17 protein-coding genes and 2 pseudogenes are annotated in these 24,795 nt (G+C 65.6%); 15 read left to right on the top strand and 4 right to left on the bottom strand.

Features of this window, described 5'->3' with window-relative positions:
- Positions 1-5: 5 nt before the first annotated feature.
- The 8 genes and pseudogenes from CSC73_RS10020 to CSC73_RS09985 all read left to right on the top strand — a co-directional run bounded on the left by CSC73_RS10020 (position 6) and on the right by CSC73_RS09985 (position 7,751).
- Positions 6-1,802 carry a Mur ligase family protein gene (locus tag CSC73_RS10020; protein ID WP_163840297.1) on the top strand — a complete coding sequence of 599 codons (1,797 nt, stop codon included), beginning with the start codon at positions 6-8 and terminating at the stop codon, positions 1,800-1,802.
- 213 nt (positions 1,803-2,015) lie between these two features.
- Positions 2,016-3,548 carry an L-piperidine-6-carboxylate dehydrogenase gene (amaB, locus tag CSC73_RS10015; RefSeq protein ID WP_163840296.1) on the top strand — a complete coding sequence of 511 codons (1,533 nt, stop codon included), beginning with the start codon at positions 2,016-2,018 and terminating at the stop codon, positions 3,546-3,548.
- Positions 3,549-3,567: 19 nt separating this feature from the next.
- The gene (locus tag CSC73_RS10010) at positions 3,568-3,843 is read left to right on the top strand and encodes a DUF4190 domain-containing protein (RefSeq protein WP_163840295.1); all 276 of its coding nucleotides are present in this window, start codon (positions 3,568-3,570) and stop codon (positions 3,841-3,843) included.
- Positions 3,844-3,846: 3 nt separating this feature from the next.
- Positions 3,847-4,902 (top strand): quinone-dependent dihydroorotate dehydrogenase, encoded by a 1,056-nt coding sequence (locus tag CSC73_RS10005; RefSeq protein WP_163840294.1) that lies wholly within the window; start codon positions 3,847-3,849, stop codon positions 4,900-4,902.
- Positions 4,899-5,939 carry a UDP-N-acetylmuramate dehydrogenase gene (gene murB / locus CSC73_RS10000; protein WP_163840293.1) on the top strand — a complete coding sequence of 347 codons (1,041 nt, stop codon included), beginning with the start codon at positions 4,899-4,901 and terminating at the stop codon, positions 5,937-5,939. The genes CSC73_RS10005 and murB overlap by 4 nt, the downstream gene beginning before the upstream one ends.
- Before the next feature lie 207 nt (positions 5,940-6,146).
- A pseudogene (locus tag CSC73_RS18470) lies at positions 6,147-6,272 on the top strand (UDP-N-acetylmuramate dehydrogenase); the annotation flags it as partial.
- A 233-nt stretch (positions 6,273-6,505) separates the two neighbouring features.
- Positions 6,506-7,411 (top strand): DMT family transporter, encoded by a 906-nt coding sequence (locus CSC73_RS09990; RefSeq protein WP_163840292.1) that lies wholly within the window; start codon positions 6,506-6,508, stop codon positions 7,409-7,411.
- A gap of 76 nt (positions 7,412-7,487) precedes the next feature.
- Positions 7,488-7,751 carry a hypothetical protein gene (locus tag CSC73_RS09985; protein WP_163840291.1) on the top strand — a complete coding sequence of 88 codons (264 nt, stop codon included), beginning with the start codon at positions 7,488-7,490 and terminating at the stop codon, positions 7,749-7,751.
- A 10-nt stretch (positions 7,752-7,761) separates the two neighbouring features.
- Here the strand turns inward: CSC73_RS09985 and CSC73_RS09980 are convergent, their stop codons facing one another.
- A complete protein-coding gene (locus CSC73_RS09980) occupies positions 7,762-10,500 on the bottom strand; it encodes a serine/threonine-protein kinase (RefSeq protein ID WP_163840290.1) in 2,739 nt (912 codons plus the stop codon).
- 112 nt (positions 10,501-10,612) lie between these two features.
- Here CSC73_RS09980 and CSC73_RS09975 point away from each other — a divergent pair, with 112 nt between their 5' ends.
- On the top strand, positions 10,613-11,509 hold the full coding sequence (locus CSC73_RS09975; RefSeq protein WP_163840289.1) for a GGDEF domain-containing protein: 897 nt from the start codon (positions 10,613-10,615) through the stop codon (positions 11,507-11,509).
- Positions 11,510-11,593: 84 nt separating this feature from the next.
- On the opposite strand, the gene CSC73_RS09970 is transcribed toward CSC73_RS09975, so the two are convergent.
- Positions 11,594-12,292 carry a phosphatase PAP2 family protein gene (locus CSC73_RS09970; protein ID WP_425502306.1) on the bottom strand — a complete coding sequence of 233 codons (699 nt, stop codon included), beginning with the start codon at positions 12,290-12,292 and terminating at the stop codon, positions 11,594-11,596.
- Entirely contained in the window at positions 12,285-13,565 is a 1,281-nt protein-coding gene (gene ispG / locus CSC73_RS09965) for a flavodoxin-dependent (E)-4-hydroxy-3-methylbut-2-enyl-diphosphate synthase (protein WP_163840288.1), read from the bottom strand. The genes CSC73_RS09970 and ispG overlap by 8 nt, the downstream gene beginning before the upstream one ends.
- A gap of 85 nt (positions 13,566-13,650) precedes the next feature.
- On the opposite strand from ispG, the gene xseA reads away from it, so the two are divergent.
- The 4 genes from xseA (at position 13,651) to CSC73_RS09945 (ending at position 20,381) form a co-directional block, all read left to right on the top strand.
- On the top strand, positions 13,651-14,991 hold the full coding sequence (gene xseA, locus CSC73_RS09960) for an exodeoxyribonuclease VII large subunit (protein WP_425502305.1): 1,341 nt from the start codon (positions 13,651-13,653) through the stop codon (positions 14,989-14,991).
- 226 nt (positions 14,992-15,217) lie between these two features.
- Complete coding sequence (locus CSC73_RS09955) at positions 15,218-17,761, top strand: TonB-dependent receptor plug domain-containing protein (RefSeq protein ID WP_163840286.1); 2,544 nt, start codon at positions 15,218-15,220, stop codon at positions 17,759-17,761.
- A 410-nt stretch (positions 17,762-18,171) separates the two neighbouring features.
- The gene (locus CSC73_RS09950; protein ID WP_163840285.1) at positions 18,172-20,001 is read left to right on the top strand and encodes a vWA domain-containing protein; all 1,830 of its coding nucleotides are present in this window, start codon (positions 18,172-18,174) and stop codon (positions 19,999-20,001) included.
- Between the two features lie 140 nt (positions 20,002-20,141).
- Positions 20,142-20,381 (top strand): hypothetical protein, encoded by a 240-nt coding sequence (locus CSC73_RS09945; protein ID WP_211840861.1) that lies wholly within the window; start codon positions 20,142-20,144, stop codon positions 20,379-20,381.
- A gap of 106 nt (positions 20,382-20,487) precedes the next feature.
- Here the strand turns inward: CSC73_RS09945 and CSC73_RS09940 are convergent, their stop codons facing one another.
- On the bottom strand, positions 20,488-23,445 hold the full coding sequence (locus tag CSC73_RS09940) for an EAL domain-containing protein (RefSeq protein ID WP_246197484.1): 2,958 nt from the start codon (positions 23,443-23,445) through the stop codon (positions 20,488-20,490).
- A 263-nt stretch (positions 23,446-23,708) separates the two neighbouring features.
- On the opposite strand from CSC73_RS09940, the gene CSC73_RS09935 reads away from it, so the two are divergent.
- Together CSC73_RS09935 and CSC73_RS09930 are read left to right on the top strand one after the other, a co-directional pair.
- Positions 23,709-24,227: an RNA polymerase sigma factor gene (locus CSC73_RS09935; protein WP_425502304.1), complete on the top strand. Its 519-nt coding sequence runs from the start codon at positions 23,709-23,711 to the stop codon at positions 24,225-24,227.
- Positions 24,224-24,795, top strand: a pseudogene (locus CSC73_RS09930) (hypothetical protein); the annotation flags it as partial. The gene CSC73_RS09935 and the pseudogene CSC73_RS09930, both read left to right, overlap by 4 nt.

Here is a 24,795-nt window from a genome sequence, read left to right as displayed (position 1 = left end):
TCTCCGTGCTTCCCGAACCGTTCGAGGACTCTCGCCGGTTGACCGGCAGCAATCTGTATTTTCCCGGCACCGGTGCGGCGCTGGAGACGCTGCGTGGGCTGGTGTTCGACGATTCGGTGCTGGAGGCGTGGAAGCTTAATGTCGAAACAGCGCGCGCTGCACTGGGCTGGCTGGAAACGGAAATCGTGCTGCGTCGCCACCGCACTGGCGTTTCACTCGCCTTCACCGCACCAGCCGACCAGCTCTACACCGCGACCGAAGTCAACGAGTGGGCGTGGTGGGCAGCTTTGGCTCTTTCCTTCTCCCACCGGGAGAAGGTGGCCGAAGAGCCTGCCCCCTTCCACTCTCCGGGCCACGCAGCAATCTGGGATGGGGACTCGGCGCTACACACCCTGCGCGCATTCGCCAAAGCGGAATCAAGTCCCGCGCTGATCGCACTGATGCGCGCCACCGAAGCCCACCACCTGCCCTTCCTCGCCGACGACGACGAAGCCACCATCGGCGAAGGCGAAGGCAGCCGCACCTGGTTCGTCGACGAACTGCCGGATCCCGATGCTGTTCCCTGGTCCCAACTGCACGCCATTCCCACCGCTCTGGTCACCGGCTCCAACGGCAAGACCACCACCGTGCGCCTACTGGCCGCGATGGCACGCGCGCACGGCTGGCGCACCGCGCACAGTTGCACCGATGGCGTCTACTTCGAAGGCACGGCGCTGGAAGCCGGCGATTTCTCCGGTCCGACCGGCGCGCGCACCGCGTTGCGCCAAAGTGGCGCGCAGGCTGCGATCCTGGAAACCGCACGCGGCGGCATGCTGCGGCGGGGACTGGCGATCGCCCATGCCAACGCCGCCATCGTCACCAACATCGCCGCCGACCACTTCGGCGAATACGGCATCCACGACCTGGACGATCTGGCCCTGGTCAAACTGGTCGTGGCCCGCGCGGTCGATGAGCAAGGACTGCTGACGCTCAATGCCGACGATCCCGTGCTGCGACGCCAATCCGCAACGCTGGACTGCCCGCTGGGCTGGTTCGCGCTCGATTTCGACCTGCCCTGGCTGGCGGCGCATCGCGAACGCGGCGGCAGCACCAGCGGCGTGCGGGAGGGCCGGCTGCTGCTGCATTTCGACGGCACCACCCACGATCTGGGTGAAGTGGCTTCGATGCCACTGACGCTGGGTGGACGCGCCGGCTACAACACTGCCAATCTTGCCGGTGCGGTACTGACGGGTGCGGCCTTGGGCATCGAACCCGCTACGCTGGCCTTGGTGGCCGCCGAGTTCGGACGTGCCCGTGGCGACAATCCCGGACGCCTGCAGCACTGGCGCCTGGGCGCGCTGGAGGTATTCGTCGATTACGCGCACAACCCCGACGGCCTGCAGGGCCTGCTCGATGCAGTGGATGCGCAGGGGCGCACGGGCCGCCTGGCCATGATCCTGGGCCATGCCGGCAATCGCGAGGACGCCGACCTGCGCGCCGTCGCCGCCACCGCTGCGCGCGCGCGGCCGGAACTGGTGGTGCTGAAGGACATCGCCGGCTACGAACGCGGCCGCGCTTCCGGCGAGATCGCGGACATCATGCGCGCACAACTGCTGCAGGACGGCGTGCCGCCGAGCGCCCTGACGACCTGCCTAGACGAAGTCGAGGCTGCGCGTATCCCGCTGGCCTGGGCCCGCGACGGAGACCTGCTGGTGCTACCCATCCACGAAATGGACGCACGCGAACAGATCACCGCCCTGCTCGACCATCTGGCCGCCACCGGCTGGCGACCAGGCCAGCCGCTGCCTGCAGCGTCTGCGTAGGAGCGTTGTGGGAACGGTGTAGGAGCGACGCAAGTCGCGAAGCTCTGGACCTGGACGCGATACGGGCTTCGCGACTCGCGTCGCTCCTACACGCTTCTGTGGCGGCCTCGCCGTTGCATCGAAGCACCCGGACGACGGCGCCCGTCTGCTAAAATTCCGGACTCTCGGCCGCGCTCCCCCGCCTGCGGCCAAACCCGAACCCAGGAGCAACACATGTCCGCTGACCTGCTCAAGGCGCTTGGCCTTGGCCCGACCAATTCCGGCACCTACCTTGGCCGCGACGAGTGGTCCACCGCCACCGGCGCCGGGGTGCTGCAATCGATCAATCCGACCACGGGCGAAGTGATCGCGGAAGTGGAAGCCACCGGCGATGCGGACTACGAGCGGATCGTGGCGCGCGCCCAGGCCGCCTTCAAGGTGTGGCGCACCACCCCGGCCCCGCGACGCGGCGAAGCCGTGCGCCTGTGCGGCGACGCGCTGCGCAAGCACAAGGACGCGCTGGGTTCGCTGGTCGCGCTGGAAATGGGCAAGAGCAAGCCCGAAGGCGACGGCGAGGTGCAGGAAATGATCGACATCGCCGATTTCGCGGTCGGCCAGTCGCGCATGCTGTACGGCTACACCATGCATTCCGAGCGCCCCGGCCACCGCATGTACGAGCAATACCAGCCGCTGGGCCTGGTGGGCATCATCAGCGCATTCAATTTCCCGGTCGCGGTATGGGCATGGAACTCGTTCCTGGCCGCGATCTGCGGCGATGTCTGCATCTGGAAGCCGTCCAACAAGACCCCGCTCACCGCCATCGCCAGCATGAAGATCTGCAACGAGGCGCTTAAGGCCGGTGGCTTCCCCGACATCTTCTTCCTGATCAACGACGCCGGTATCGAGCTCGCCGAGAAGTTAGTCGACGACAAGCGCATTCCGCTGATCAGCTTCACCGGTTCCACCGCCGTCGGCCGCCGCGTCGGCGAGCGCGTCGCCCACCGCATGGGCCGCAGCCTGCTGGAACTGGGCGGCAACAACGCCATCATCCTGGACGAAACGGCCGAGCTGAAGCTGGCCATCCCCGGCATCGTGTTCGGCGCGGTCGGCACCGCCGGCCAGCGCTGCACCACTACCCGCCGGCTGATCGTGCATTCGTCCATCTACGACAACGTGCTGGCCACGCTGATCAAGGCCTACAAGCAGGTCGAAGGCAAGATCGGCGATCCGCTGGACCCCGCCAACCTGATGGGCCCGCTCAACAGCCCGCACGCCGTGCAGCAGTTCCTGGCTTCGATCGAGAAGGCCAAGGCCAGCGGCGGCACCGTGGAAACCGGCGGCACCGCCATCGACCGTCCGGGCAACTTCGTGCTGCCGGCGATCGTCACCGGCCTGAAGAACACCGACGAAGTGGTGCAGCACGAAACCTTCGCCCCGATCCTGTACGTGATGAAGTACGAAACGCTGGACGAAGCCATCGACATGCAGAACGCGGTGCCGCAAGGCCTGTCGTCTTCGATCTTCACCCAGAACCTGAAGGCGGCCGAGCAGTTCCTGTCGGCGGCCGGTTCGGATTGCGGCATCGCCAACGTCAACATCGGCACCAGCGGCGCCGAGATCGGCGGCGCGTTCGGCGGCGAAAAGGAAACCGGCGGTGGCCGCGAATCGGGCTCCGACGCGTGGAAGGTGTATATGCGCCGCCAGACCAACACCATCAACTACTCCGATTCGCTGCCGCTGGCGCAGGGCATCAAGTTCGACCTTTGACCACTACAGGAGCCGACCGATGAACGTTCCCGTTCGACAGACCAGCACGCTGGCCGTCGTCAGCCTGGTGTCCGGCATTCTGGGCTGGACCCTGCTGCCGTTTCTCGGAAGCCTGGTGGCCATCGTCACCGGACATATGGCGCGCAAGGAAATCCGCCAGGACCCGGCGCTGGACGGCGACTCCATGGCCATCATCGGGCTGGTGCTGGGCTGGGTAGTCGTGATCGGCACGGTCCTGGCCATCCTCGCTTTCGTGCTGTTTTTCGGCGGTCTGGCCTGGCTGAGCACGCGCTGACGGATGTACAACTTCGCCCGTCCCTTCCTATTCGGTCTTGATGCCGAGCACGCCCATGGGTTGGGACTCAAGGCAATGGAACTGGCCTACCGCACGGGCACCAGTCCGTTGCTGGCCAGAAAGGTCGAGCCGCTACCCACCAAGGCCTTCGGCTTGACCTTCCCCAACCCGGTCGGACTGGCGGCGGGACTGGACAAGAACGGTGCGCACATCGACGCGCTGCTGGCGCTGGGTTTCGGTTTCATCGAGATCGGCACGATCACTCCGCGCGCGCAACCGGGCAATCCCAAGCCACGCATGTTCCGCCTGCCGCAGCACAAGGCGGTGATCAACCGCCTGGGCTTCAACAACGAAGGCGTGGACGCGCTGGTGGCCAACGTGGAGCGCGCGCGCCGCAAGACCGGACTGCTGGGCATCAACATCGGCAGGAACAAGGACACCTCCAACGACCGCGCCGCTTCCGACTACCTGTACTGCCTGGAACGCGTGTATCCGCTGGCCGATTACATCACCGTCAATATCTCCTCGCCCAACACCGCCGGCCTGCGCGAACTGCAGGAAGAACAGGCCCTGCGCCAGCTGATCGGCGCCCTGCGCGAATCGCAGGAGGAACTGGGGGCGCAGCACGGCAAGCGCGTGCCGATGCTGGTGAAGATCGCGCCCGACCTGTCGGATGAAGACATCGACGCGGTGGCGCGCGTGCTGCGCGATCTTTCCGTCGATGGCGTCATCGCCACCAACACCACCGTCTCGCGCATCAGCGTGCAGGACCATCCACTGGCCCACGAAACCGGCGGGCTTTCCGGCGCACCGCTGATGAACCAGTCCACCATGGTGCTGCGTAAACTGCGCACCCGCCTGCCCGACAGCATTCCGGTGATCGGCGTGGGTGGCATTCTGTCGGGCGCCGATGCGGTGGCCAAGATGTCGGCCGGCGCGACCCTGGTCCAGTGCTACACCGGCCTGGTCTACCGCGGGCCTGAGCTGGTGCACGAATGCGTGGAAGCCATCCGCCGCCGCCGCGAACACCGCAGCGGCGGTCCGGTCGCTCCGGCATGAACCCACGGTGGCGGTTGACCGCCGATGCGGACCTGCGCTCGCGCAATACCTTCGGCGTCGCGGCCCATGCGCCCTGGCTGGTGGAAGTAGGCGACAGCAGCGCGCTGGGCGAAGTGCTGGCGCTGCCCGAGTTTCGGGGAACCGCGCCGCTGGTGCTGGGCGGTGGCAGCAATCTGCTGTTCGCCGGCGATCCGGAAGTCGCAGTGCTCGCGCTGGACACCCATCGCATCGAAATACTCGAAGACGACGGCTCGATAGCCATCGTCCGCGTCGACGCCGGCGTGCAGTGGCATGCGCTGGTGCTGTGGACGCTGCAGCAGGGCTTGATGGGCCTGGAGAACCTGGCCCTGATCCCAGGTACGACAGGCGCTGCGCCCATCCAGAACATCGGCGCTTACGGCACGGAAGTCGGCGAGTTCGTGCATGCCGTGGAAACCTGGGACCGCAGCGCGGGCGCAGTGACGCGCCTGGACCGCGCCAGCTGCGCGTTCGCCTATCGCGACAGCCTGTTCAAGCGCGTGCCCGATCGCTATATCGTCACCGCCGTGGAGTTCGCATTGCCGCGCCAGCGCGCATTGAAACTGGACTACGCCGGCATTCCGGAGGAATTGCAGGCGATGGAAGTGGACTCGCCCACTTTCCGCGACGTGGCCGAGGCGGTGATCCGCATCCGCAGCCGCAAGCTGCCCGACCCGGCCGTCATCGGCAACGCCGGCAGCTTCTTCAAGAATCCCATCGTTCCGGTCGCGTTGGCCGAAGAGCTGCAACGGCAACACGCCGGGCTACCCGTATTCCGTGGCGATGCGGCCGACAACCGCAAGATTTCCGCCGCATGGATGATCGAAAATTGCGGTTGGAAGGGGTACCGCGACGGCGATGTCGGCGTGGCCGCTTCGCATGCGCTGGTGCTGGTGAATCATGGTTCGGCAACCGGGCGGCAGCTGCTTTCGCTGGCGCGACGCATCGCCGAATCGGTGCATGCGCGCTTCGGCGTCGCTATCGAACCGGAGCCCAAGATCATCGGAGCTATCTGGTAGCACCGCTTGTCCCCCCCCTTTGGAAAAAGGGGATCGAGGGGGATTTGCTCTTGGCGCAGCCCAAGATCAAGAGCAAAAGCAAAACCAAAAGCAAATCCCCCGTAGCCCCCTTTTCCAAAGGGGGCAAAGCCAAAGCCACCTTGCGTCGTTGATGTGGCCGGAATCAGCAATTGCATATCAGCGGCCGCAAACTAGCGTCCCGAGGCGCTGGTGGATCATGGTTCGGCAAGCGGGCAGCAGCTGCTTTCGCCGGCGCGGCGCATCGCCGAATCCGTGCATGCGCGTTTCGGCGTCACTATCGAACCGGAGCCCAAGATCATCGGAGCTATCTGGCAGCACCGCTTGTCCTCCCCCTTTGAAAAAGGGGGATCGAGGGGGATTTGCTCTTGGCGCAGTCCAAGATCAAGAGCAAAAGCAAAAGCAAAAGCAAATCCCCCGTAGCCCCCTTTTTCAAAGGGGGCAAAGCCAAAGCCGCCTTGCGTCGATGATGCGTTGCGAATCCGGCAATTGCATACCAGCACCCGCAGCCGCAAACTAGCGTCACGAACCGCGAACCACTCATTTCTATGCCCCTCCCCATTCCCGTCCGTGCCGCCCTGCTCATGCTGGGCAGCACGCTGTTCTTCGGGCTGATGGTGGTGGCGATACGGCTGGCCTCGGCCAGCCTGCATACCTTCGAGATCGCGTTTTTCCGCAACTTCTTCGGCCTGATCGTCGCCCTGCCCCTGCTGCTGAGGCACGGTCCGGGCTTTCTGCGCACCACGCAGTTCCCCAAATACCTGTTCCGCTGCCTGATCGGCATCTGTTCGATGCTGGCGGGGTTCTGGGCCATCGGACACCTGCCATTGGCGCAGGCGGTGTCGTTGTCCTATTCCACCCCGTTGTTCGTGACTATCGCCGCCGCCGCGATGCTCGGCGAGCAGGTGCGCGCGCGGCGCTGGACCGCGGTGATCCTGGGCTTCATCGGTGTACTGATCATCGTGCGCCCGGGCATGACCGGCTTCAGCAGCAATTCGATCATCGCGGTGCTGGCGGCCGTGCTCAGCAGCATCGTGGCGATCCAGATCAAGCAACTGTCGGCGACCGAACCGGCCGACCGCATCGTCATCTACACCACGCTGCTGTGGGTGCCGATGTCGCTGCTGCCAGCGCTGGGAGTGTGGCAGTGGCCGCAGGGCATCGCCTGGCTGTGGGTGGTCGCGGCGGGCGTGATGGGCACCGGCGGACACATGTTGTGGACGCGGGCGCTGAAGCTGGGCGAAGTCTCGGCGTTGACCCCGATCACCTTCATGCAGCTGCCATTGGTGGTGCTGTTCGGCTGGTGGCTGTTCGACGAGCCGCTGGATCATTGGACCCTGTTGGGCGCCGCCATCATCTTCGGCGCCAACGCCTACATTGCCCACCGCGAAGCGGTGCTGACCCGGCGCGCCGAATCGGAAGCGCCGACCTCGGCGGCCAAACCGGGCGAGTAAGCTTTATCTTCCACTGCAAACGATCGCCGCTGTCGCGGCCTCGACCCAACGATTTGAATCAACGAGAAGAACCCGCATGGCGATGTCCGAATCCGATATCCAGAAAGGCTGGATCTACCGCACCAGCCACAACCAGGAACGCCTGGTGCTGGGCTGGGACCGCGACGGGCGCGTGGTGTACTGCTCGAAGGGCAAGGACAAGGAACGCCCGTTCCTGAACTGCCATGTGCGCATCACCGGCCAGAAATTCGCGCAGCGCGCGATCGGCAAGGTCGGCCAGATCGAAGACCTGAAGCCCTACCTGGTCGCCAACAAGGCGACCACGGTGGTGGTGCGCTGACGCGGGGTTTTCAGGAAGCTTCTTCTTTCCCGGCTTTGCGGATGCCATCGGCCAGCTTGGCCAGCTCGGGTGCGAGCGTCTTGGCATCGGCGGCGAGCAGCGGCGCGACGTATTCGGAATGCAGGCTCGCGGCCTCTTCGCGTTTCCCCGCGGCGTCCAGGGCCTGGCTCAGGCGCCATGCCGCGTCGATGGTCTTGGCGTCTCCCTCTCCCAGCTGCGCGCGCCTGATCCCGAGCAACTCGCGATAGGCGCCGACCTCGCCCTGAATATCGCCCGCGCCCTCCGATGCCTGGGCAAGCACCATCAGCGCCATCTGCAATTGCGGGTGGCCTTTCTCCAGCACTTCGCGCGCCAGCGGCAGCACATGCTGGAGTTCCTTCAGCGAAGCGGCGTACTGCCCGGTCTGCTCCAGCGTGCCCGCATGGTTGACCATGATGGAGACGGTATCCGGATGCCGGGGACCCAGCACCCGGACGCGCGCATCGATGACCTTCTGCTGCAACGCGAGCGCGGCTTTGAAGTCGTGCAGACGCGCGTACAGCGACGACAGATTGAGCATGGAGCGCAAGGTCAGCGGGTTGTCGGCGCCCAGCAGCCGCTTACGCGCTTCCACTACCGCAAGCCCTTCCGGCAACGCCTCTTCGGCATGCCCGGAATCCATCAGCATGTTGACCAGGTTGCCGCGCGCGCTGAGCGTAGCGGGATGCTCGTTGCCCAGCCGGCGGATCTGCTCCTTCACCAGAGAGCGCTGCAAGGCGACCGCGCCTTCCATGTCGCCGGTCATGGCGCGCATGCTGGCCAGGCTGCCGATGTAGAACAGGGTGTCCTTGTTGTCCGCGCCCAGAACCGAAGTGCTCAGCGGCACCAGTTTTTCCATCAGCTCGCGCCCGCCCTTCATCTCGCCCGAGCGCGCCAGCGTGATCGCCAGGCTCGCCGTCGCCTTCATGCTGAACTCGTCGCGCTCGCTGAGTGCCGACAAGGCCCGCGCCCGGATGTCCTGTTGCATTTTCAGCGCCGCCGGGCGATCTCCCAGCGCGGCGATGGCCTCGCTCCGCACCAATTCGGTGGCCAGCCGCAGGCGGTAGTTGGGCGGAAGCGCGGACATGTCGACCATCGCTTTGTCGGCCACGGCGACGGCGTCCTTGGGCTTGCCCGCATTGAGCAGAGCACTGGCCTGTTCGCGCCTGGCCTCCAGTGCGGGCGCGGCGGCGGGGCCGGAGGCGCGTGCGTGGTAATCCGCGACCTGTGCGAAACCCAGTGCGGCCTGCGGATAGAGGCCCAATGCACTGCGTACCCTGGCGACCGATTCGCGCAGATCGGCCGCCAGCGCGGGCTGACCGGCAAAATCGCGGACGATGGCCCGCTCTGCGCCGACCAGGATGTTGTTTTCGATCAGGCCGCGCGCGACATCGGCGGTACTGGCATGGCCAAGCGCCTGCTCCAGGGCGGCGGTGTCGGCCGGATCGGCCTGCGCGACCTGCTCGCGCAGGCCCGCGGCCATGCCCAGGCCCATGGCTTCGATATCCACGCCTTCCAGCATCGATTGCTGGAAAGCCGCGACCTTGCCCAGCTCGACACTGCGCTGCTCTGCCACCGCGCGCTGCTCGCGCGCCTGCATCAAACCGTACAGCGACAAACCCAAACCGCCCAGCAGCGCGCACACCACCAAGCCGGCCGCCACCAATACGCCGCGGTGGCGGCGCGCGAACTTGCCCCACACGTAACGCCAGCTCAGGGGCACCGCTTGCACGAGGCGGCCGTCGAGGAAGCGCTGCAAGTCTTCGCCCAGTTCCGCGGCCGATGCGTAGCGCTCGCTGCGGTCGTGGCGCATGGCCTTCAGCACGATCCAGTCCAGCTCGCCGCGCAGCGCACGGCGCATACCGGGCAGGCTCAACCCCTGGGCCCGCGCCACCTGCTCGGCCTGTCCCGGCGGCAGCGTCATCAACTGTTCCGAGGGACGGCGCAAGGTGGCGGCGGTCGCCGCCAGGGTTTCGTGCCTGGCGAAAGGACGTACGCCGGCCAGCAGCTCGTACAGCACCACGCCCAGCGAATACACATCGCTGCGCGTGTCGACGGACGCGGGATCGGCGCCGGCCTGCTCCGGGCTCATGTAGTCGGGCGTACCCGCGCGCTCGATGTCGCCGCCAAGCGCGCGCGATGCGGCCGTGGCGATGCCGAAATCGATGATTTTCGGCACCGGCTTTCCATCGACTTCATCCACCAGCAGATTGCCAGGCTTCAAGTCGCGATGGATGACGCCCTTCTGGTGCGCGTGCTGCACGCCCTGGCAGATGCGGATGAACAGTTCGATGCGCTGGCGCAGAGGTACAGAGTGTTCTTCGGCGTAGCGCGTGACCGGCGTGCCATCGATAAATTCCATGGCGAAATACGGAAACCCTTCGGCCGTGGCGCCGGCATCGTAGACCTGGGCGATGCCGGGATGGCGCATCTGCGCCAGCATCTGCCGCTCCACTTCGAAGTAGGCCAGATTGCGCGCGTCCAGGCGTTGCCGGCGCAGGAGTTTCAACGCCACCGTGCGGCGCATCGGCTCCAACTGCTCGGCGCGATAGACCTCGCCCATGCCGCCGCGGCCCAGCAGCGCGTCTATGCGGTAGCGGCCCACCAGGACGCCGGGCGCAAGCGTTCCCTCCTCCCCGGCAAGCCCCATGGGCGAACGTGCGGGCAGGATTTCGGTCGGATCCGGATCTTCAGGCTTGTCTTCAGGCGTGTCGCGCGGATGCAATGCCATCTCCCCAAATCGATAGCGGCCCCATGGTAGCGGATACCTCGCGCTACCAGCAGGCAGAGGGCTGGCGGCGGGCATCGGCTACACTCCGCCTGCCCATTCCACCGACCGGCGCATGGCTTCCAAAGACGACAATCCCGCCACCACCCAACGCACCCTCCTCAGCGCCGGCCCACACAGCGCCTCGCCGCGTTCGGCCTGCGTGGTCGTGATCCATGGCGAAGGTCTGGGCAGGCGCGTGGATGTGGACGAACGGGCGGTGGTGGTCGGGCGTTCCCAGGAAGCGGACCTGCACATCCCGCACAAGAGCGTTTCGCGCCAGCATTGCCATATCTGGCGCGACGGCGACGAGTACCGCATCCGCGACCTGCAGGCCACCAACCCCACCCGCGTCAACGACAAGGTCGTCGACGAGGCCGTACTGAACGACGGCGACCACATCACCCTGGGCGAAAGCATCCTCAAGTTCATCAGCCACTCCAGCGTGGAGGCGCGCTACCACGAGGAGATCTACCAGCTCGCCACCCAGGACGCGCTGACCGATCTGCACAACCGGCGCCATTTCATCGACATGGTGGACAAGGAAATCGCCCGCGCCATGCGCCACCATCGCGAACTGACGATGTGCATCATCGACGTGGACCTGTTCAAGCCGGTCAACGACCGCTACGGGCACATCTCAGGCGACAACGTGCTGCGCCAGATCGCCGGCATCCTGCGCCGACACGTGCGCAGCGACGATTTCGCGGCACGTATCGGCGGCGAAGAATTCGCGGTGCTGCTGCCGGAATGCGGCATGGAGGCGGCTTACGGTTTCGCCGAACGCCTGCGTCTGGCGATAGCCGAGGTGGAGTTCAGGCCGGGCAACGAGCCGCAGAGCATCACCGTGAGCATCGGCATCGCCGCGATGACCCCCGAACGCGATACCTGCAGCCGCATGATGGCGGCGGCAGACACGGCGCTGTATCGCGCCAAGAGCCAGGGCCGCAATCAGGTCTGCATACAGGATTGAGAGACAGTCGCTGGCATCGCTGGAGAACCCTGAAGGCTTGAGCCACGGAGAAGCCAGACCTCACGGCTGCGACACGCAAGATCGTCAGCGCTGAACCACCAGCGCATCGGCCCGCCATGGGCGCAGAATCCGATGGAACAGCGCGAGGTAGGTACCCACTACCCACACCGTAGCGGCCATCCATCCGCCCAGGATGTCGGACGGATAATGCACGCCCAGATATACCCGCGAAAACCCGACCAGCAGAACGAACGCCGCCATCGGCACCAGTACCGGCCAGCGCCATCGCGTGTGCCAGGCCAGCAGGATCGCGGTCATGGCCAAGGTCATGGAGCCCATGGCGTGCCCGCTGGGGAAACTGAAAGTGTCCTCGGGCAGGATGGATTCCCACAAGGTCGGCCGGTCGCGCTGGAAGAACTGCTTGCTGCCCAGATTGAGCAGCGCCGAACCCACGAACGCGACCGCGGCGAAGGTGGCTTCGCGCCAGCGTTTGGTCAGCATGATGGCCAGCACCACGGCCAAGTCGATGGCGACTACGCCTTCATAGCCCGCCGTGGAAACCGCAGCGAAGAACCGGTCCATGCGCGGACCCGCCCATGCATGCGCGCCCAGCAGCAAAGGATCGTCGAACACGAACCGTTCCAGCTCGTGCACCTCGTCGGCCAGTTCGGCGAAGATCCACAACGGCAGCAGCACGCCCAGGAACAACAGCACGATGCGTCTTCCGTTGCGCCGCAAAAGCCCCGCCATGGCCTCCGCGCCGCGCGCGGCCGCATTACGCAAGGTTTCGTGCATATCGCTTTTCGACGTATCCGTCGATCAGGGCGACGAATTCCTGGGCGATGTTCTCGCCGCGCAAGGTCACCGCCTTCTCGCCGTCGATGAACACCGGCGCGGTGGGCGCCTCGCCCGTGCCCGGCAACGAGATGCCGATATTGGCGTGGCGCGATTCGCCCGGGCCGTTGACCACGCAACCCATCACCGCCAGGGTCATGTTTTCGGCGCCCGGATGGCTGATTTTCCATTCCGGCATCTTCGCGCGCACGTGGTTCTGCACCACGCCGGCCAGTTCCTGGAAGAATTCCGAAGTCGTGCGTCCGCAACCCGGGCATGCGGTGACCATGGGCGTGAACGCACGCAGCCCGGTGGTCTGCAGCAGCTCCTGGGCGACGACGACTTCCTGGGTGCGCGACTGGCCCGGCTCCGGCGTCAGCGAAATGCGGATGGTGTCGCCGATGCCTTCCTGCAGCAGCACCGCCAGAGCCGCCGCCGAGGCGACGATGCCCTTGCTGCCTATGCCGGCCTCGGTGAGGCCCAGGTGCAGGGCGAAATCCGAACGCTGGGCCAGATCGCGGTACACCGCGATGAGTTCCTGCACGCCGCTGACCTTGCAGCTCAGCACGATACGTTCGCGCGGCAGGCCGATCTCGACCGCGCGTTCGGCCGAATCCAGCGCCGAGCGGATCAGCGCCTCGCGCAGCACCAGGCTGGCTTCCCATGGTTCAGCGCGCTGGGCGTTCTCATCCATCAGCTGCGCGGCCAGCGACTGGTCCAGCGAGCCCCAGTTCACGCCGATGCGCACCGGCTTGCCGTACTTCAGCGCGAATTCGATCAGCTGGGCGAACTGGGTGTCCTTCTTGCGGCCGAAGCCGACATTGCCCGGGTTGATGCGGTATTTGCCCAGCGCCTCGGCACAGGCCGGTTCGTTGGCCAGCAGGGTATGGCCGTTGTAATGGAAGTCGCCGATCACCGGCACTTCGATGCCCATCATCCGCAGCTTTTCGACGATGTGCGGCACGGCGGCGGCGGATTCCGGATTGTTGACCGTGACCCGCACCATTTCCGAACCGGCGCGCCACAGTTCGGCGACCTGCTTCACCGTGGAAGCGATGTCGGCGGTGTCGGTATTGGTCATGGACTGCACCACCACCGGGTGGCCGCCGCCCAAGGTGACCGCGCCCACCTTGACGGTGCGGTTGATCCGGCGCGGCGCGGCGCCAGCGTCGATGGGGCCGGCTTCTGCAGGCGATGGGCAGGGGGACGACAGGTCGTTCATGCCGGCTATTTTAGACGCTTCCGGGGCCGCTTCATCCCGTCAAGCCTTTCCGCCAGCGAAACGGCTGGGTTAGGGTAACGGGATGATCCAGGACCCCGCCCGCGACATTCTCACCCCCAGCCAGCTCAATACGCTGGCGCGCGACCTGCTGGAAAGCGCCTTTCCGCTGGTGTGGGTGGAGGCCGAGCTTGGCAATGTCACCCGGCCGGCCTCCGGACATCTCTATTTCACTCTCAAGGACGCGCGCGCGCAGGTGAAGTGCGCGATGTTCAAGCCCAAGAGCCAGTGGCTGAAATTCGTGCCGCGCGAGGGCCTGCGCGTGCTGGGGCGCGGACGCCTGACCCTGTACGAGGCGCGCGGCGACTACCAGCTTGTCATGGACCATCTGGAGGAAGCCGGCGAAGGTGCATTGCGCCGCGCCTTCGATGAACTGAAAGCGAAACTGGCCGCCGAAGGCCTGTTCGACGAGGAACGCAAGCGCCCCCTGCCCGCCCATGTGCGGCGCCTGGCCGTCATCACATCGCCCAGCGGTGCGGCGGTGCGCGATGTGCTGAGCGTGCTTGGACGGCGCTTTCCCTTGCTGGAAGTCGATGTGCTGCCTGTACAGGTGCAAGGCGAAACGGCAGCGGCGCAGATCACCGCGATGCTCAAGCGCGCGGCCGCCTCCGGGCGCTACGACGTGATCCTGCTGACCCGCGGCGGCGGTTCGCTGGAAGACCTGTGGGCGTTCAACGACGAACAGCTGGCGCGCGCCATCGCTGCTTCGCCGGTGCCGGTGGTGTCGGCGGTCGGCCACGAGACCGACTTCAGCCTCGCCGATTTCGCCGCCGACTTGCGCGCACCCACTCCGTCGGTCGCTGCCGAACTGCTGGTTCCCAACCGCATCGATCTGCTCACCCGCCTGCAGGGACTGCAACGCCGCATGTCCGCATCGCAACTGCAAGCGCTGCGGCAGTCGATGCAGCGCGCCGACCGCGCCGTGCTGCGGCTGCAGGCGATGCGGCCGCAGGCGCGGTTGCAGCTGCTGCAGCGGCGTCGGCTCGAAGCGCAGCGACGGTTGGAATCGGTGTGGCGGGAGCAACTGGAGCGTCGTCGCGCCGCGTTGCGCCATGCCGCCGCGGTGCTGCGTTCCAACCAGCCGCAACGGCACGTGTCGAGCCTGCAGGAGATGGCCGCCTCGCTGAATCTGCGCGCGCAAGCCGCCACTGCCCGCACCTTGCAGCGCAAGACGCTTGAATTGCGGGGTTTGGCGCGCTCGCTCGAAACGGTAAGCCCGCTGGCGACCATCGCCCGTGGTTATTCGATTCTGCAGGACGATGCCGGGCGCATCGTGCGCAGCGTGAGGGACGCCGCAGCGGGAGACCGGCTCAGTGCCCGTCTGCACGATGGCGCATTGAAGGTTCGCGTCGAAGATTCCAACGAATGAAAGCGTGAAGACCGCAGAGACGCAAGGTCTCTGCGCACATCCATGGAAACGTTCTCAATTCGAACGTAATCGCGCATACGCCATGGGATCGCTGTTTTCAGCGCGAATTCTCATTCTTTTCCCATAGCCAAATGCTATTTGTCATACCGGTTGCCATGGCCTGACATGCAACTCGGCGCGCAAACCCCGCGCCTCGATATCGACCGCATCATTCAATGGAGGAATCATGTCCCTGCATCCGCACGCGCGCAGCCGCACTTTCAAGCCGGTCCTCGCCACACCCCGCTTCACTATCCTGGCGCTGAGCTTGCTGCTTGCCCTCCCGGCCGTCGCACAGGAAACCGCCGCGCCCGAGCAGGACGCCGTGCAACTGGATACGGTGCAAGTGCTGGGCTCGCGCGCCAAAGGACGTACTGCGGCCGAAACCGCGGCGCCGGTCGACGTGATAGGCCGCGAGCAGCTGGAACGCACGGGCGCGCAGGAGGTCGGACAGATCCTGCAGATGCTCGAACCCAGCTTCAATTTCTCTCGCACCACCATCAGCGACGGCACCGACATCCTGCGCCCCGCCACGCTGCGCTCGCTCGGCCCCGACCAGGTGCTGGTGCTGGTCAACGGCAAGCGCCGGCATCAGCAGGCGCTGGTCAACGTGCAGCAGACCATCGCCCGCGGCTCGGCCGGCACCGACATCAATGCGATTCCCGTTTCCGCCATCGAACGTATCGAAGTGCTGCGCGATGGCGCGGCGGCGCAATACGGCTCGGACGCGATCGCCGGCGTGATCAACATCGTGCTTCGGCGCCAGACCGACGAAACCCGGGTGTCGTTCGAAGCGGGCCAGACCTACGAGGGCGATGGCACCGTGCTGCACGGCGGCGTCAACACCGGCTTCAAGCTCGGCGACGAAGGCTTCCTCAATCTGACCGCCGAGTATCGCGACCGCGAAGCGACCAACCGCGCCGGTCCCGACCTGCTGCGCGTGGATCCGCCGCGGGTGACGCAGAAGATCGGCGATGCCGACGCCAAGGACGCCTATCTGTGGCTCAACGGCGGCCTGCCGATCGGCGCGGGCGAGCTTTACTGGTTCGGCGGCATTTCGCGGCGCGAAGGCGATTCCTCGGGCTTCTTCCGCAGCGCCGGCGACGGCCGCACCGTACCGGATCTGTATCCCAATGGCTTCCTGCCCAACATCATCACCACGGTCGAGGACGGTTCGCTTGCGATCGGTTACCGCGCGCCGCTGGGCGATAACTGGGACTGGGATGTGTCGGTGAACCACGGCCGCAGCAAGTTCGGTTTCCACGAACGCAATTCGGTCAATGTCAGCTGGTGGTACGAGCCCAATCCGAATGTCGCCTGCCCCAACCAACCGTGCATCTATGGGGAGTCGCCGACCTCGGCCGACACCGGCACGCTGGAATTCGACCAGACCACCTTCAATCTGGATTTCCGCGGCCGGGTCGACTGGGGCATCGGCGACGAACCGTTGAGCCTGGCTACCGGCTTCGAATATCGCCGCGACAATTACGCGATCAAGGCCGGCGATCCGGTGTCCTACACCTACGGGCGCACCAACGATCCCTCCATCGCCATCTTCGACCAGAACGGCGGTTTCGCCGCACCGGGCATCCAGGGCTTCCCCGGCTTTTCTCCTAACGAAGCGGTCGATGAGGGACGCCACAACTACGCCGTGTACTTCGACGCCGAGTCGCGGTTGACCCAGCGCTTCCTGCTGGGCGCCGCGGTACGTTTCGAAGACTATTCGGACTTCGGCAACACCACCACCGGCAAGCTGTCCGCACGCTTCGACTTCAGCGACAAGTTCGCCTTGCGCGGCACTGTCTCCACCGGTTTCCGTGCGCCCGGAGTGCAGCAGCTGTTCTACAGCCAGCGTTCGACCAACATCGACCCGGCCACCGGCAATCTGGCCGATACGTTGACCGCACGCCAGGACAGCGACGTCACCCGCGCATTCGGCATCGATGCGTTGAAGGAAGAAGAATCGACCAGCGCCACGCTCGGCCTGGTGTTCCGCCCCAGCGAGAATTTCAGCCTGACGGTGGACGTATTCCGCATCGACATCGACGACCGCATCATTTTCTCCAGCAACATACGCCCGGAGACCGTCGGCAGCGACGGCCTGGCTTGCGACGCCACCAACAGCAACTGCCCGATTCGCGCTATTCTCGCGCCGTTCGATGTGGCCCAGGCGCAGTTCTTCACCAATGCCATCGACACCCGCACCACGGGTATCGACATCGTTGGCGAGTACACCACCGAAGCGGCGGGCGGCACGCTGGACCTGACCGCGCTGCTGCACTGGAACAAGACCGAGGTCACCGATCGCCGCTCGCAGTCGGCGATCCTGCCGCCGGCGATGCTGTTCGACGACAGCCAGGTGACACTGATCGAGGAAGGCCAGCCCGGCGCGCACCATGTGCTGCAAGGCGTTTACTCGATCGGGAAGTGGGACTGGACTTTGCGGGCGAACTACTACGGCTCGGTCTCCGGCTCGGGCTTCGCGCCCAAGCAGACCTGGGACGGGCAAACGTTGTTCGATGCGGCGGTGGGTGTCGATATCACCGACAAGCTGCGCCTGTCCGTCGGCGCCAACAATCTGCTCGACACTTATCCGGACAAGTGGAAAGTCGGCGCCGACGATCCCAACGTCAATCCGTTCCCGTCGCTGGGTTTCGTCTACGGCTGGGAGACCTTGCCGTTCGGCATTAACGGTGGCTATTACTACGCCAGACTTGATTTCAGGTTCTGAGGTGAGGCCCCGCGCAGCCCGCACAGTCCGAGAGAGCTAAGAAAAGCCAGTCTCCCGAATCGCTGTGTAGATCGCACCCTTCTCCCGCCCGCGGGAGAAGAGCCTGCCGCGTACTTGATACGGGGTGGCCGACAGGCCGTATGAGGGGAAACGGAGTCACAGAAGCGGGTTATGTGGATGCATCGAGTGCGGACAGACCTAGCGTCCCTCACTCGACACGATCTGGATACCGAAGTGGGCCGGCGCCGGTTCTCCCCTCACCCGCCTTCGGCACCCTCTCCCGCTAGCGGGAGAGGGGTCAATTTATTTTTTCTGCTCAAGGTCAGGCGTTTTTCTTGCCGCGTTTCAGCACTTAACCCCACTGTCGGACCTGCCGCGTTGAACTCCCTGTCCACCACGGGAGATCCGCCATGCAACGCCGCCTGCCCCGCAACGACCTGCCGCAAACCAAGCGGCTGCACAGCCTGTTGTTCTGTGCCAGTCTGATCGCCATCGCCAGCCTCGCCGGCTGCAAATCCAACCCCGAAAATGTCGCCGAGGCGCCCGCCGACGAAGCGGCACTGGAAGAGTCGGCCAGGCTGGATCGTGTTGAAGTCAGCGGCGCGCGCATCAAGCGCGCGGACCTCAAGCAGCGCCAAGAGCTCGCCGGCGCTGCCAAATCCAATGGAAACGCTTCTCCTCCTGCACAGCTAAGGATGCTTGCGCCACCTCCGCCACCGTCGCCTTCCCTGGCCTACGCGCCCGCCAGTGATGCCTATTCGAGGGGCTTCGTCGCCGCACAAATTCAGCCCGAACCGGCCAATACCGAAAAATACGCCGAGCGGACTGACAACCCCGTGCACCGCACCAGCGAACAGCCCGTTTCCACGTTTTCCGTCGATGTCGACACCGGCAGCTACAGCAACGTACGCCGCATGCTGGCCCAGGGCGTGCGTCCACCGGCAGATTCAGTGCGGGCGGAGGAATTCATCAACTACTTCAGCTATCGGCATCCTGCCCCGGCCAACCGCAACGTCCCCTTCCGCGTCACCACCGAGTTGGCGGCCGCGCCGTGGAACAACCAACGCCAGCTGCTGATGATCGGCATCAAGGGTTACGACGTCCCCAAGGCGACGCTGCCACCTTCCAACCTCGTGTTCCTGATCGATACTTCCGGCTCCATGGATTCGCCGGACAAATTGCCGCTGCTGAAACAGGCCTTCTCGATGCTGGTGCCTCAGCTGCGCGAACAGGATCGCGTTTCCATCGTGGTCTACGCCGGTTCCGCGGGGCTGGTGTTGCCGCCCACGCCCGGCGACCGGCATCAGGAAATACTGGCGGCGCTGGATAATCTGCAAGCAGGCGGAAGCACCAACGGCGGCGACGGCATCCAGCTCGCTTACGCCATGGCCAAGCAGTCCTACCTGAAGGACGGCGTCAATCGCGTGATCCTGGCTACCGACGGCGATTTCAACGTGGGCACCGTCAGCCAGGAAGCGCTGGAGACGCTGGTAGGCGACCAGCGCAAATTCGGCATCGCATTGACCACGTTGGGTTTCGGACAGGGCAACTACAACGACAGCATGGCCGAACGCCTGGCCGACGTGGGCGACGGCAACCATGCCTATATCGACACGCCGCAGGAAGCGCGCAAGGTGCTGGTGGAGGAAATGCAGGCGACCCTGCTGACCATCGCCCGCGACGTGAAGATCCAGATCGAATTCAACCCGGCGCTGGTCTCCGAATACCGTCTGATCGGCTACGAAAACCGCCTGTTGAACCGTGAGGATTTCGCCAACGACAAAGTCGATGCCGGCGATATAGGCGCCGGCCATGAGGTCACGGCGTTGTACGAGATCACCCCGGTCGGCTCCGCAGCCGAACGCCTGCCCGTGCTGCGTTACGGCAGCGGCAAGCCGGAAGCCGCCGGCAACGCGAACGAACTGGCGCACCTGCGTCTGCGCTACAAGCTGCCCGGCGCCGATAGCAGCCGCCTGATCGAAACCCCGATCCTGCGTTCGTCGCTGACTACGCAGCCCAGCCAGTCGCTACGCTTCGCCAGCGCCGTGTCGGCCTATGCCGACCTGCTCCGGGGCGGCACTCACGTCGAAAAGTGGACCTGGAACGACGTCGCCGAAGCCGCACGCGGTGCGCAGGGCGAAGACCCCTACGGGTTGCGCAGGGAGTTCGTGGAAATGGTCGGCCAGGCGCGCCGGATCGTGTCCAACGACAGCGCCACGCCGGCTATCGCAGGCGAGTGACATGGCCAGGGCCGCACAAGGATGTGCGGCCGGGACCCGCCGATCCTGTCTCAATCCGTGCGACGCACGGGTGCTTCAATACCTTCGCGTTCGACCCGGCGCGATCAGAGGGATTGGTGATGCGGCTTCAAGGCGCTGTAGTGAACGAACAGGGCGTGACTTTCTCCATCGTTGTCGTGAAGGAATCCGCGACGCAGACCAGCGCCTCGGCGGAACGTGCGCGCGTTTCCTTCCAGCATCTTTTCCCCGGCATGCCGATCATTCTCGCTTCGCGGAACCCGAGCGGCCGTTTCAAGTATCAAGGGCGCCTGGACATCGTGAGATTCCTGTCCAGGACCGACCCCTGCCGGATTCCGTGGAAGGAGTACACGGTTTCTTAGATCCTGTTCGCGATCTCGGTAGGAGCGACGTAAGCCGCGAGTTCTACGCGCGGGTATTCGCGACTTACGTCGCTCCTACGGCGCTCCTACAAGCTGCAAACCGCGATCAATCCCAATTGGGCTCCAGCGGCGCCGACGGCAATCCGCCGATCTGCGCCGCGGGCCGTCCCAGCAGATAGCCTTGCCCGTAACTGCAGCCCAGGTCGATCAGCGCCTGGCGCTGCTCTTCGGTTTCCACGCCTTCGGCGATGGTGTCGATGTTCAGGGTGCTGGCCAAAGCGAGGATCGCGCGCACCAGGGCCAGGCTTTCCGGCCTGCCTTCGCCGCCTATGCCGGCGATGAAGCTGCGGTCTATCTTCAATACCGAAATCGGAAAGCGATGCAGGTAGGAAAGAGCGGAGAAGCCGGTGCCGAAATCGTCCAGCTGGGCCAGGATTCCGTGCTGGCGCAACATGCGCAGGGTGCGCAGGGTGCGGGGCGCGTCGTCGAGCAACGCCACTTCGGTTATCTCCACCCGCATGCGCGCCGGATCCGCGCCGACCGCATAGAACATGGCCAGCAGACGGTCGGCGAAATCCGGCGAACGGAAATGCCGCGGCGACACGTTGACCGAGATGTAACCCTCGCCGCCGCGCGCCAGTTGTCCGACCACGTGCTCGTACAGCAGCCAGTCCACCTGTTCGATCAGGCCGCTGTCCTCGCCCAGGCTGATGAATTCGGCCGGCAGCAACAAGCCGCGACGCTCGTGCTGCCAACGCAGCAGCGCTTCATGGCCGATGACCACGCCATCCTCGAGGCGCTTGATCGGCTGGTAGAAAGGCAGGAAATCGCGATTGTTGATGGCCCGGCGCAGATCGGCTTCCAGGTCCAGGCTCTGCATCGCCTCTTCGCGCATCGCTTCGTCGAATACCGCATAACGATCGCGGCCCTGCGCCTTGGCGCGGTACATCGCCGCATCCGCGTCGCGCAGCAGCTCTTCGCCGTTGCGGTAGCGCGGATGCCAGGCGGCGATGCCCAGGCTGGCCGAGGGAAACAGTTCGCGCCCGGCGACCCACATGGGCCGGCCCAGCACCGACAGGATACGCTGGGACAACTCGCGCGCGCTTTCCAGACCGTCGGCGTATTCGATGAGGATGGCGAATTCGTCGCCGCCCAGGCGCGACACGACATCGTTGCCGCGCACCGTGGACGTGATGCGCCGCGACACTTCCACCAGCAATTCGTCGCCGGCGGCGTGGCCGATACTGTCGTTGACCAATTTGAAGCGGTCCAGGTCCAGGAACAGAACCGCGAATTCCTGCCCATCGCCGTGCCGGGCGCGGTTGATGGCCGCGGACAGGCGTTCCAGCAGATGCGGGCGGTTGGGCAGGCCCGTGAGTCCGTCATGGGTGGCCTGATGGGTCAAGCGCTGCTCGGCGCGCAGGCGTTCGCCCATCTGCGCCAGCAATTTGGCGTTGGCCTCGGCCAGCTCGTGGGTGCGGTCGTCGACTCGCCGCTCCAGTTCGGCATGGGCGGCGCGCAGATGCTGCTGCGCGCGCTGTTTGGCCAGGCCATTGCCTATGTTGTGGGCGACGAAAGTGAGCAGGTTCTGGTCGTGCGGGCTGAAGCTGACGTCAGGCGAGTAACTCTGCACCGCAATGACGCCCACCACCTCTTCGTCGCGGTACAGCGGCACGCCCAGCCAGCTGTAGGCGTGCGGGCCGTATTCGTGCACTTTGCCCTGCGCGCTCAGTTCGGCCAGCCTGCTGCGGTCGGCCAGCAGCGGGCTGCGGCTGGCGATCACGTGCTCGGTCAAGCCGTTGGCCAGTTTGCGGGACAGCCTCACCGGATCGCGCTCGTCGATGGAATACGGGAAATCCAGGGTTTCGCCGTCGTCGGACAACAGGGCGATGTAGAAATTGCGCGCGTAGATCAGTTCGTCCACTACCGCATGCACGTCGGCGTAGAAGCGTTCCAGGTTTTCGGAAGTGATGGCCAGCTCGGCGATGCGGAACAGCGCGCGCTGCAGTTTCTCGGCGCGCTTGCGTTCCAGGATCTCGGCCTGCAACTCGCGGTTGGCGCGCTGCAGCTCGTGGGTGCGCGCCTCGATGCGGCGCTCCAGATCGACATGCGCGTGCTTGCGGTCCAGCGCGGTGAGGATGTGCTGGGCCACGTAACCCAGCAGCGCGCGGTCTTCGTCGGCATAGCTGCCCGGCGTGTCGTAGCTCTGCACCACGATGGCCCCGCATACCCGGTCTTCGCGGCGCATCGGCACGCCCAGCCAGTCCAGGCTGTCGGGGCCGTGCGACGGGTCGCGCACCACGCCCATTTTCTGCCGCACCGCGGTGGAGGGACCGCGCACGGGCTGGCCATGGCGCAACAGCGCGAAGGTCAAACTGTTGGGCATTTCCTCTTCGGTGAATTCGCGTTCGGGATCGGCGACATAGGTGTCCTTCTGGTCCACGAAATGCAGGAAGCGAACGCTGCGGCGCTGGTCGTCGTAAAGCACGATGTAGCAGTTGTCGGCCGACATCAGGGAGCCGACCACCACATGGATGCGCCGGAGCATTTCCGGCATTTCCAGATCGGCGCTGGCCAGATCGGCGATTTCGTACAAGGCCTGCTGCAGGCGCTTGGATTTTTCCAGCGACACGATCCGCGCCTGCGCGCGCGACGAATCCAGGGTGGCCATCACCAGGGTCTTGGCCAGCGTCAACCATGCCTGCCGCTCGCTGCCTGCCATGGGCGAGGGCGTCGCGGCCGCTACGGCCATGCGCGCATTGCCATCGGCGTTGTCCCAGGCGTGGATCAGCTCCTGAGGCCCGTCGGTTTCGGCATCCGGGTCCGACAGGGCCAGTTCGGCGCTGCGCCGCAGACCCATGCTTCCCCCGGGAGAGATCGCTCCTCCATTGCCCAGGGCCCAGTCGCGCCAGCACACTGCGATCGAGGCGTCCGCAGGCAGCAGGCCGTGCAGGATCGCCACGATGCGGTCGGTGGGCGAAACCGCTATTACCGGGCCAGCGACCTCGCTCGCGGACAGGTCGCTGAGGGAAGCTTCCGCAGCATCGGTGTTAGGCAGTTGCACGGATTCCCCAGGAATGAACGTATGGACGCGATACGCGATCCTTGCGTCTCCGGCGGAGAAACCCCATCCCCGCCGGATGGACGTTATCAGGTTCCATGAACAGCGCCATGGTTCCGGCGGTTTCCGCGCCACTTCCCTACCTATACGGATTGCCCGCCTTTCGGCGGCCAGTCCGCGGTCGTGCGCGTGGCTATGCGGATTGTGGCCCAAGCTTTACGCTTGTCAGGGTGAACGACTTCTCAGAACCCGCAGACGAAACCCTGATGCTGGCCTACGCGGGCGGCGACATGGCTGCGTTCGAGCAGCTTTACGCGCGGCACCGCACCCGCCTTTACCGGTTCCTGCTGCGCCAGCTGCGGGACCAGGCGCTGGCGGACGAGTTTTTCCAGGACATCTGGCAGCGGGTGATCACCGCGCGTGAGGGCTGGAAACCCGAAGCGGCCTTCACGACCTGGCTGTTCCGCATCGCGCACAATCGCCTCACCGACCATTGGCGGGCGCTGAAGCATCGGCCGCCCGCGCCTGTGGATGGAGATGAACGCGCGGCGCGGGTGCCCGATCCGGAAACGCCCGAGCGCATCCTGTCCGACTTCGAGCAACGCCGGCGCCTGCAGCTGGCCCTGGCCGAGCTTCCGGACGACCAGCGCGAAGTGCTGCAACTGCGCCTGGAGCAGGAACTGACCCTGGAGGAAATCGGCGAGATCACCGGCGTAGGCCGGGAAACAGTCAAATCGCGGTTGCGCTACGCGATGGACAAGCTGCGCGCGAGATTGAGCGAATGAAATCCTATTCCCCCGAACCGTTGACCTCCGAGGAACGCGAGCTCGCGCGGCTGACCAGGCACCTGGGCCCGCAAGGCGAACCTTCCACGGCGCTGGATGCGCGGATCCTGGCCGCCGCGCATGCGGCGCTGGAGCGCAAACAGCCCGCCCGCCGCAAGCCGCGCTGGCCGGTGGCCATGGGCCTGGCCGCCTCGGTGGTCTTCGCCGTGGGCATCGCCTGGCAATTGCGGCCGCTGCAACAGACGCCCATGGCTGCATCGTCGGAAGCGCCTGTGGCCGCAGCCGAGCAGGAGGCCGCGGCCGACAGCGCCGCGGCCACGGCCAGCGCCCCCTCGATACCCCAGGCAGATCTGGCCGAGGTGGCCGAGGAAACACGCCCGGAAGCGCCGGCTTCAGTGGCACCCGCGCAGATCGAGCAGGCGCCACCCGCGCCGGCCAAGGCCATCATGGCCCCGCCCCCACCGCCCGAATCACGCGCGCAGCAACAGCCGCGGCAGTTGGCCCGCTCCGCCAAGACCTCGGAACCCAGGCGCCAGGCGCGGCTGGCCGGTAGCGTCAGCGCGAACTC

The organism is Pseudoxanthomonas sacheonensis (assembly GCF_010093305.1).
Taxonomy (GTDB): domain Bacteria; phylum Pseudomonadota; class Gammaproteobacteria; order Xanthomonadales; family Xanthomonadaceae; genus Pseudoxanthomonas_A; species Pseudoxanthomonas_A sacheonensis.
The sequence above is the reverse complement of the archived record's forward strand: the minus strand, read 5'-3'. Positions and strand labels throughout refer to the sequence as shown.